The sequence below is a fragment of the uncultured Gimesia sp. genome, assembly GCF_937910335.1.
Classification (GTDB): domain Bacteria; phylum Planctomycetota; class Planctomycetia; order Planctomycetales; family Planctomycetaceae; genus Gimesia.
This window is the reverse complement of record NZ_CALEMX010000551.1, coordinates 1-9,266: the sequence shown is the minus strand read 5'-3', so window position 1 is coordinate 9,266 and position 9,266 is coordinate 1. Positions and strand designations below refer to the sequence as shown.

Here is a 9,266-nt window from a genome sequence, read left to right as displayed (position 1 = left end):
TTTTTTGGGCTGTGACTGAGGCCGGAATGGCCAGTGCAGCTTGAAATATGGAGCAGATCGCTGGATACTGGAGAGGCTGGCGGTAGGTTTTGCTCTATCGCTTTCTGGTGTTTTTACGAACTTCAGCCTTTCGCTGAGCATTCCATAACGATCATAAATAAAACAGGAACCCGGATTATGAAGAAGTGTTCGATTTCAGTTGCCGCTATTCTTTTACTTAGCATCGTGGTGCCAGCATTTGCGGCGGAGAAGGTCAAGCCGGTGCGAATGGGTACTGGGCTGATGACTTTTGATACGGTGCCGGGCTGGGGCCTTGATGAAGAAGGTCGTTCTGTCATCGGACCAACACTCGGTGGTGTGGTGATTGACAAGGCAGGCAACATCTATACGAGTGCCAAGATTGGTGTGATTGTTTTCTCGCCTGATGGTAAAGTGGTGCGTCGTTTTCTGGGAAAAGAATATTCGAACATTCACGACATGGAAATTCGTGATGAAGAAGACGGGGAATTTATCTACGGTGCACGTAACGCAGCCGCCGAGGGCATTAAGTTTAATGCGGAAACCGGGGACATCGTGCTCAAGCTCCCGTTTCCCAAGGAATCGGGCTTAGATCTGAAGAAGTTCGCCCCAACGGCGATCACGGTTGCCCCCAATGGTGATATCATTCTATCCGACGGCTACGCGAGTAACCACATTTTCAAATTTGATAAAAATGGTAAATACCTGAAACACTTCGGGACCAAAGGAAACGACCTCAAGCAATTCAACACCGCCCACGGCATGACGCTGGATACACGTTACGATCCGCCACGTCTGTTGATTTGCGACCGCAACCACCAGCCAAAAGGACGTCTGTTGCATTACGACCTCGACGGAAACTATATCGAAGAAGTCATTACCGGATTAGGAATGCCGACCTCTGTTTCTGTTCAAGGCGATTATGTCTCCGTACCCGACCTGCACGGTCGACTGGTGATTCTGGACAAAAGCAACACGATCATGGCGGTCCTCGGCCACAACGTAGATCCTAAAACCCGCGTGAACTTCAATGTTCCGCAAGACAAATGGATCGAAGGCGTCTTCAACGGCACGCACGGTTCCTATTGGGACAAAGACGGCAACCTGTATGTGCAGGACTGGAACGTATCCGGCCGACTGATGAAGCTGGTACGCGTAAAGTAGAGACTGACTTTGAAATTCATACGCACCGGTCGACTAAGGCCGGTGTGTAGGGTCTTTATGAGCGGGTATTACTATTTTGGATTACCTGGAGTTGAATCGATAACGTATCTCCGCCAAATAATCTGTTAACGGTCCCGAAACGCTTATGACTATTTCATCTCGCACCCCTGAAGGATTTTCCAGTCATTGCCCCCTGTGTGGAGCGAGCGTCAACATTAAATTCTCAGACCCGGCAGGCGATGCGCCCTGTCCGCAATGTGGTTGTCTACTGCGGGCCTCTGCACAATTCATTGAATCCCTTACGAAACGTGCTTTAGACTTGTTTGGCTCCGCGCCCGATAAGATTACCGGAGAGACTTCTTTCAAGGATTTCAATGTAGATTCGCTTGAATTTGTTGAGTTGGTGATGGCGATGGAGGATGAATTCGATATAACCATCCCTGATGACGCCTTTCACCAGATTCAGACGCTCGGCGATTTTCTTTGCTTTGCAAAGTTTAAATGACAGGGAATAATAATATGATGAAATGAGATCGGTATTAACCGCGGCTAATGCCTTGCGGCTTATCTTGTTTTTGATCATTAGCCGAATGGCGTTAGCCACGGTTCATCCCAAGTTGCAAAGAACGATTAGAAATAAGAAACACTATCTAGCCGCCGTTATCACCACAAACGCAGAAAAAAAGAAACCCAAAGAATTCCCTCCGACTATGAAAAAATGAAAACACAAAGCAAACAAGAAAGACTGCTCCATCTAAAAAAAAGGCGAGGCCCCATCTATCCGCCGACCAGAATGAAGGGTGGCTTTATCCTTGATGGAACCTGGTTGGTTGAGTTTGTTCTGAATTGCCTGAGTCCGCTGACGGTGTCCTGTTGTCTTCAACAACCCCGAATTACATACCACAACTTTTCGTGTCTTTAGTGCTTTTCGTGCTTTTCGTGGTAGAAAATATATTCCAATAACATCAGTGCAATCAATTCACGAACAGAGATTCTATCCGATAGCCACAAAAACCCCGAGCTGATAATCCGGAAGTGCACACAGTACACCGCAAGCAATGAGCAATAAAATAAACAACATCAGGTACCAAACTCTCAGCGGCCCAGGTCGCGTGGCCGTTGAGTAGCCCCAGTACCGCCCCTGCGTTAAACTACTGCTACAGATACTGTTACACTGAAATGTAAATCACTCTAATCGTCACTGCCGACATCGGTAGTGCCGTTCAACACAACACGGGAGCACCCCATGAGTCGCTTACTATTGTTCGTGATCGTTCTGGCACTGACTGCCTCGGTACATGCGGAAGATTCAACGGAATACGACATCAGCCTGTTCTCTTTTGACGACCACAGCATCCCGTGGAAATCGAACCTCAAGCTGACGATGACGCCGCCGAAGAAACACCCGAACAATCCGCTGATCCCAATCGGTAAAAAAGGCTCGTGCGATGAAGGCGGCGTTCAATTCTACGGTTCGATGATCGAGCACGAAGGAAAATTTAAACTCTGGTACGTCGCACTGGACGATACCGTTTTCAAAAGGGCTTACGCAGGTCTGCGCGTTGCCTACGCAGAGAGCGACGACGGCATTCATTGGACCAAACCGAATCTCGGACTGGTCAATTATCGTGGCAACACCAACAACAATCTGGTCGCCGTCGACCCTCCAGAAGCCTGCACCATCCACATGATCGTGCTTCACGAAGCCGACGATCCCGATCCATCCCGCCGCTTCAAGATGATGATGAATGTGCAGACTCGTCTGGCCGAGCGAAAGCAAAACGTCGCCACATCGGTCGCGTTCTACAGCGCAGACGGGTTGCGCTGGCGGGGTGCCACGAAGATGGAATTCCAGAACGGCCAGATCAAAGACGAGTACCGCACCCTGCCGCCCGTGCATTTCGAGCAGGGCGGACTGTTTCGCTGGAAGGGAATGTATCACCTCGCCGGCCAACAGATCACTCCCTGGGTGTATCAGCCCGATGGTAAAGTGGCCGGGCGGGTGATGACAACCTACCGCTCGCCAGATTTGATTCATTGGCAGGAGGCACCCGCGTTCGGTTTCATGCGCGGCACCGCTATCGGCATTCCCGGCAAACCCGCCGAAGATGAGGAAGCACATTTACCCTCGTCGGTCTGGCATCGCAACAACGTACTGCTCGGCGTCTACGGTATCTGGAGGGGCGGTCCCGAATGGAAAGATCGCATCATCGATCTCGGCCTCAATATCAGCAACAATGGCATCCACTTCCGCGAACCGATCCGCGACTACGTGCTCATCAAGGCCGGGGCGGTTGGCGAATGGGACGTGGGCGGGCTACTCCAGGGACAGGGCTTCGCTCATGTCGGCGACGAGACCTATATCTACTACGGGGCCTGGGATCTGACGGTGGCCCCGAAGTTCCCGCCGCGTGGCGGCGTTGGAGTGGTAAAGATGCGACGCGACGGCTTCGGCTATTTATCGCGAGTCAACGAAAGCGCCGGGGCGGTTTTTGACACCACCACCATCCATCCCAAACAGAAGGGCATCCGCCTGATCGCCAATATTGACCAGGCGAACGCCGGAACCCCGCCGATCGTCGAGCTGATCGATGACCAGGGCAAACCAATCGCCAACTATTCCGGCAAGTACGCCGCAAAACTCAACCGAAACGGCACTCGCCAGAAAATCATCTGGCCCGCCACAAACAGCACCGACATTGCCATCGCCAAACCATTCTCAATTCGCGTCACACTCGCAAACGACAGCAACGCTCACATCTACGCCCTCTACGCCGATCAAAACTGAACTGAGCAACACAGCATCAGCCATCAACAACAAGTATCTGAGCGGCACGGCGCCAGGTAGTGTTTATTTAATCGTTTTGAGGATTTTTCTCAGGAAAGTCACCTTTAACAAGATCGGTATTAACCGCGGCTAATGCCTCGCGGCTAATCTTATTTTTGATCATTAGCCGAAGGGCATTAGCCCCGGTTCCTCCCAAGTTGCAAAGAACGATTGGAAATAAGAAACATTACCTGGCGCCATTCCGCTCAATCAAGGATGCTGTGTTACCTATGTGTCCGGTCTATACACTCGCCAACAGTGATTTGATAAACGCATCTTCCACACAGGAATACACCAGAAAAATGGGGTAAGCCCAAATAAAATTCGGACCGAGCGCAGCGAGAAAGGAACTTACAGCAAACTCATGCTACCTGGAAAAACCACCTCTGAGCAGGAAAATTCTCAGCACGTTTATTACGTCACTTCAAGTAAAAACTGTTTTAATTTATTTGCTGCATCAATAGCATTATCAACTTCATTAGCTGTAACTACTTGCTGAAGACTACCTTTATGAACAACATCATTTCGGCATCTGCGAGCGTAATTCAATTGCGATAATATTTTTTCATGACCTTCAAGTTTGGACAAATCTTTAATAGCAGCTAAATGAAGATTTAACAGTTGAGAAAACGTTATATCACGTTCGGCCTCAGCATACTTTGTTTTGCTTACACCACGGGAGGTGAGAAATTTTTCGTAAGCTTGAGCCAATACAGATTCGCACGCAATACATACTTGTACAAGAGCCAATCCCAAATAGCCATAATAAGCGTAAGTAGTAGCAAGACCTAAAGCTGAATCGTGAATGGGAATCGCATTACTTCCTGCAAGAAAAGATCGTGCTCTTTTTACACCACTTTTGTCAAGATTACTAAGCGAACGAAAAGCTGCAGTTGGTAAATCCGCGGCAAACTGCGCAACAGCAACTTTTTCATTTGCACCTTTTACAGAGATCCAAAACATAGGAAGTAACGTCGTAGCCATTTGTGGAAGTAACTGCTTTGTGTCTTTAGGACTAGCAGTTCGTACTGAGTCCAAAAGACAAGACAGATCGTTTACAAAATGCCGAACCCATGAATAAAAATTATTCTGTATAATTTCTTCTGCACTAGTACCTTCCATGTAATAACGTTTTGTAACAAAAGATCGTAAGGGAACAGGATGTGTATACAAAAGCCCCTGTTTGCTGATTAAGTCACCTAGGGCTAATCGATGAACAAGATAGTACTGAAGTGGACTTGGGCTTGATGCATCTTTCGTATAAAAACATTTCACCATTCTTGAAGACACAAAAATCTCAGCCTCATCAATGGTTACTGAATACTCAGGGCATTTTTCAAAATCGGGAAGATAGTACGGCAAAACAGTTGCGATCTCAAATGTATATTTTCCATCTTGTGGTGCCACATCCCCCCATAGGTGTCCAAGTTTAGAAGTATCCATATGGTTTTCTGCAGGAGCTATTATATCTGCGAGATTTAGAGAAGATGCACTTTGAATAAAAGAAGTTTTTTCAATCAAGTCATCGAATAAGGGTGATTGATCATCACCAGCCATCTGGATAGTAATATTATTATAGAAATCTTTAGACATCACATTTTTACCTATTAAAGATATTCGCCAAAAACATCTTAAGCATGAGGAATCTCTGAATCCTGAAGCAATTCTTTTTTTATCTTTTCCCTAAAACTAAAAAGTAATTCAGCTAGCAGAACAAATCTTTGGCAATTATCCTTCGTCGCCCCTTGGTGATTTCCCATGTGCACTAGTTCATTTCTTTTAGAAAATAATGAAGATAGTTCCTTTTGGATCTTCTTTTTATAGTCAAACATATACTCTTCTAAAACGATATTTTTAAAGTGCTTCATCACATATTGGTTAACATTAAGCTCCTCAATTGCCTTGACCAGATCATGATCCAGATCTTTGGGTAACAGATTTAACACGTATGTCCTAAGAAATATTTCACAAGCCATCGCGAGTTCGATTATTGAAATCTTATAATTTCCATGCTTTAAATTTTCTTCAGCATCTTGTTTTAAAGAAAAATAAATCGGTGGTGATTTGCCTTTACCAAGCAAGCCTGCGACTTTGCCCCACTCTTTTAAATTTACAACCCTTTCCTGGTGAATTGTATAAGAGAGGCCCCGTCTCCACACAATCCGATGTTTTTCAGATTCCTCAAGCGAAGTACTACGACGAGAATCAAACCCCAATCGCTCATCTCGTCCTATTCGGAAATCATCAACAACCCATCTAAGAACAGTTATCCAATGTTCAAAAGCAGATATTGCAATACCTCGATATTCATCACATATTCTGTCGAATTCATTTCGTTCAAATTCCGTGTATAGATCATATGCTACAGGTTTTCGGTCGAATGATTGAGGATCAATTGATAGTGACTGAGATTTATTGACCCTAACTATCACTTGATGAATGTCGTAATTAATCGTTTGACTTTCTATTGGATATATGCCAGCAACACTAGCCTTAACACCATCTTCATATCCTTCTTTCACTTCAGATAGTTTTGGAAGTATTATTTCTATGCCACAACCTTCAAACTCAAAATCATGACTATCTTCAATTACTTCAGAAGATACAGTTAATCCTCTAATTAAAAATATATCATTAGACACAACACTATATGATTTTCTTTGTCCAGAAGTCATTTTATGCTACAGCCTTTTTGCGAGATGTTTAACGGTTCAGAACTCGTGTTCCTGCCGACTCTTGAACAATTGGTAACACAAGTTACCCAGCCATAGGCATCGAAGTCGCTAGAAAAGTTGAAGGATTGTCGATTTATCTTAGTTACAGTTTACCAACTTCCGCAGCAAGTTGATTCCTGACTTCAGCCACTGAATAACTTGCTTTGGCTTCAAATTCTAATAGGCGCAGCCCTGCGCTGGAGCATGCTTCCCGGAGAAAAGCGTCTCTCTCTATTCGTTTCTTTGCTTTATGACTTTTATCATTCAGTTCGACTACCGAAAGCACTTTGAGCGTTGACCGGTCACAGACTACATAATCAAAGTGTTTAGCAGAAATTTTATTAAAGGCAGTTTGCCACTTGGACCGCTCCAGTCCTTTTACGGGAGTAAGCACATCGGCCACTCGTACTTTACCCATCACGATCGCTTCATCAGGAACCGCTTGCATGAGGACACCCAGAAATGATCGTTCGGCCGGCGAAAAGAGTGGGCCATTTAATCGATAGAGAGATTGAGAAGAAGCAGCGGGTTTCATTAACACCGCGACAACTGCCATTAACAGTAATGCCACCAGCACTAAAACAAGCAATCCGATTAATTGCACACCCATCTCACACCATCATGTACATTGACTAAACTGTTTGGAACGTTTAAGAAATCAGGACTCGATTACTTCACCTATTCTTGAACTGCCGCACTCCCATTCCCTTCATACTCCGAAATCACAGCCTGCACCCGATCGGCGTATTTAAAAATATCATCGATACATTCAAGCTCAACACGTTCTTCATTTTTGCCGGAAAACAAGCCGAGATATTTCTGAGACGTATTAAACCGGAGGCGGCAGATGGGTTTGCGGTTGTTGTCGTCGAGCAAGATGCCGCAATAGCTTTTGGTGTCGCGCATTGTGACACGCGAAACGTCGACCACTTCGCGGAGAATCGCTTTCACCACGTTATAGCCGTCTGTTTCTTCCTGTGTGGTTTCAACGCCGTCTCTTTCACCAGAGTCATCGTCGGCTTCTTCTGATTTATCGTCTTCCTCAGTTGTGGATTCAGACTGATTTGCAGACAGGGCTGTTTTGAGACGCTCATTGATGCGCTCATTGATAAACTGACTACGTGCGTCTTTGACTATTTTCGTGAACTGTTCAATCACAGGCTGAGTCAGTCGACCATCGTAAACCTGATTCGTGATAAAGCGTACGAATGCTTCTGACGGATTTTTGAGTTCTTCCTCTAAGATTTTCTTAATCGCACCCGCATACTTGAGTGTACTTGCCGTGGTAAGAATATCTTCCAGAGAAAACGCTGAGTTCGTAAATTTTTTCAGTTCATTGATCTGATGATCTTCAAAATGAAGCATGTTGAATACGAAAAATGGCTTGCTGTCCATTTTATTCGTTTCATCAATGTCTGAATAAAACTCGTATTCAATGCCATTCGTCAGAATGGCAAACCGGGCCGATGTGACCGAAAAATAACGGTATAACTGCGACGCATGTTGTTTATGTAAATCAGCCCCAGACCACTTACACTCAATCAAGATGATAATTTCACCATCTTTTTTAATGGCGTAATCAACCTTCTCCCCTTTTTTGGTTCCGATATCAGCATTATATTCCGGAATGACTTCGAGCGGGTTAAACACATCGTAACCCAATGCACTGATAAAGGGCATAATGAACGCATTCTTAGTCGCCTCTTCAGTCTGAGTGTATTCCATCTGCTTGGGAATGCGAGAAGCAATATCTTTCATACGGTCAATCAGATCCATCGTTCCTCCTGTTGTCGCGTCAGAGTTACAGTGACTTACCTGCCTGCTTTTTCAAAACCGCACGAAACAAAGCGTGGGATGATTACCGAGAACTCAAGACTCATTACATTTGTTGCAATGAATCCCAGCTTAAAAGTGAGAGTATAAACCCCACCATAATGTTCACATAAAAACATTATGACACTTAGTATTCCCCTGTCAACAACTGGCAAAGTTTTTGCTTATTCCTGACTCCAGCCGCTACAGTAACCACCATTGGAGTGATGCCCATTTCGAACAATACAGGGGACATCCACCTCCATGTTTTCGTGCCTTTCGTGTTTTTCGTGGTAATCTTTTTTCCCGACTTCTAACAGCCAGGTGTCACCGTTGGCTCGCCCAACAGCGATTAGAGAAACCACACCGCGCATAAAAAAAGCCCCGTTATGACAGCACACCATAACAGGGCTTTGATCAGTTCAATCAGACTTCTAATCCTTCTTATATTTGGGTGCTTTGCCCAGTGGATACAGGTCCCATTTTCGGACCCACATCTCTGCCATTTCGGTCTGGACCAGCAATTTACCATGATCGGGTTTGGCGTCGGAACCAGCGTTCACAACGATACCGTTCACCAGATATTTAACGTTACCACCATCACAGATTACATCCATGCGTGTCCACTCGCCGAAGGGACTTTCGACATCTTCTTTACCACGGAATCCGATTTTGTCCGCCCAGTCAGGATCACGGCCCCACCAGTTGATGCGGCCTGCGCTCAACGTGAT

Annotated in this window: 9 protein-coding genes; 3 read left to right on the top strand and 6 right to left on the bottom strand. The window is 45.6% G+C overall.

The genetic code is table 11. The features are described from left to right. The first annotated feature begins 177 nt into the window (after positions 1–177). The 3 genes from Q0668_RS22770 (at position 178) to Q0668_RS22760 (ending at position 3,970) form a co-directional block, all read left to right on the top strand. Positions 178–1,182, top strand: a complete 1,005-nt coding sequence (locus tag Q0668_RS22770) for a 6-bladed beta-propeller (protein WP_298868831.1) — start codon at positions 178–180, stop codon at positions 1,180–1,182. Between the two features lie 289 nt (positions 1,183–1,471). After that, the gene (locus Q0668_RS25995; protein ID WP_366918980.1) at positions 1,472–1,687 is read left to right on the top strand and encodes an acyl carrier protein; all 216 of its coding nucleotides are present in this window, start codon (positions 1,472–1,474) and stop codon (positions 1,685–1,687) included. 741 nt (positions 1,688–2,428) lie between these two features. Continuing rightward, on the top strand, positions 2,429–3,970 hold the full coding sequence (locus tag Q0668_RS22760) for a hypothetical protein (RefSeq protein WP_298868829.1): 1,542 nt from the start codon (positions 2,429–2,431) through the stop codon (positions 3,968–3,970). A 453-nt stretch (positions 3,971–4,423) separates the two neighbouring features. On the opposite strand, the gene Q0668_RS22755 is transcribed toward Q0668_RS22760, so the two are convergent. The 6 genes from Q0668_RS22755 to Q0668_RS22730 form a co-directional block, all read right to left on the bottom strand. Further along, positions 4,424–5,602 (bottom strand): hypothetical protein, encoded by a 1,179-nt coding sequence (locus Q0668_RS22755; RefSeq protein WP_298868828.1) that lies wholly within the window; start codon positions 5,600–5,602, stop codon positions 4,424–4,426. A gap of 38 nt (positions 5,603–5,640) precedes the next feature. Further along, positions 5,641–6,684, bottom strand: a complete 1,044-nt coding sequence (locus Q0668_RS22750; RefSeq protein ID WP_298868827.1) for a hypothetical protein — start codon at positions 6,682–6,684, stop codon at positions 5,641–5,643. 142 nt (positions 6,685–6,826) lie between these two features. Beyond that, positions 6,827–7,333 (bottom strand): DUF2726 domain-containing protein, encoded by a 507-nt coding sequence (locus tag Q0668_RS22745; RefSeq protein WP_298868826.1) that lies wholly within the window; start codon positions 7,331–7,333, stop codon positions 6,827–6,829. Between the two features lie 68 nt (positions 7,334–7,401). Next, complete coding sequence (locus Q0668_RS22740) at positions 7,402–8,499, bottom strand: type I restriction endonuclease (RefSeq protein WP_298868825.1); 1,098 nt, start codon at positions 8,497–8,499, stop codon at positions 7,402–7,404. A 221-nt stretch (positions 8,500–8,720) separates the two neighbouring features. Continuing rightward, the gene (locus tag Q0668_RS22735; RefSeq protein WP_298868824.1) at positions 8,721–8,909 is read right to left on the bottom strand and encodes a hypothetical protein; all 189 of its coding nucleotides are present in this window, start codon (positions 8,907–8,909) and stop codon (positions 8,721–8,723) included. 60 nt (positions 8,910–8,969) lie between these two features. Next, positions 8,970–9,266, bottom strand: a 297-nt coding sequence (locus tag Q0668_RS22730) for a family 16 glycoside hydrolase (RefSeq protein WP_298868823.1), incomplete at its 5' end; no start/stop codon positions are given.

Bases quoted from the DNA above. Each gene is read 5' to 3' on its own strand.
- Q0668_RS22735 (WP_298868824.1), bottom strand. From the start codon at position 8,909: ATGCGCGGTGTGGTTTCTCTAATCGCTGTTGGGCGAGCCAACGGTGAC.
- Q0668_RS22745 (WP_298868826.1), bottom strand. From the start codon at position 7,333: ATGGGTGTGCAATTAATCGGATTGCTTGTTTTAGTGCTGGTGGCATTA.
- Q0668_RS22740 (WP_298868825.1), bottom strand. From the start codon at position 8,499: ATGGATCTGATTGACCGTATGAAAGATATTGCTTCTCGCATTCCCAAG.
- Q0668_RS22760 (WP_298868829.1), top strand. From the start codon at position 2,429: ATGAGTCGCTTACTATTGTTCGTGATCGTTCTGGCACTGACTGCCTCG.
- Q0668_RS22755 (WP_298868828.1), bottom strand. From the start codon at position 5,602: ATGTCTAAAGATTTCTATAATAATATTACTATCCAGATGGCTGGTGAT.
- Q0668_RS22750 (WP_298868827.1), bottom strand. From the start codon at position 6,684: ATGACTTCTGGACAAAGAAAATCATATAGTGTTGTGTCTAATGATATA.
- Q0668_RS22770 (WP_298868831.1), top strand. From the start codon at position 178: ATGAAGAAGTGTTCGATTTCAGTTGCCGCTATTCTTTTACTTAGCATC.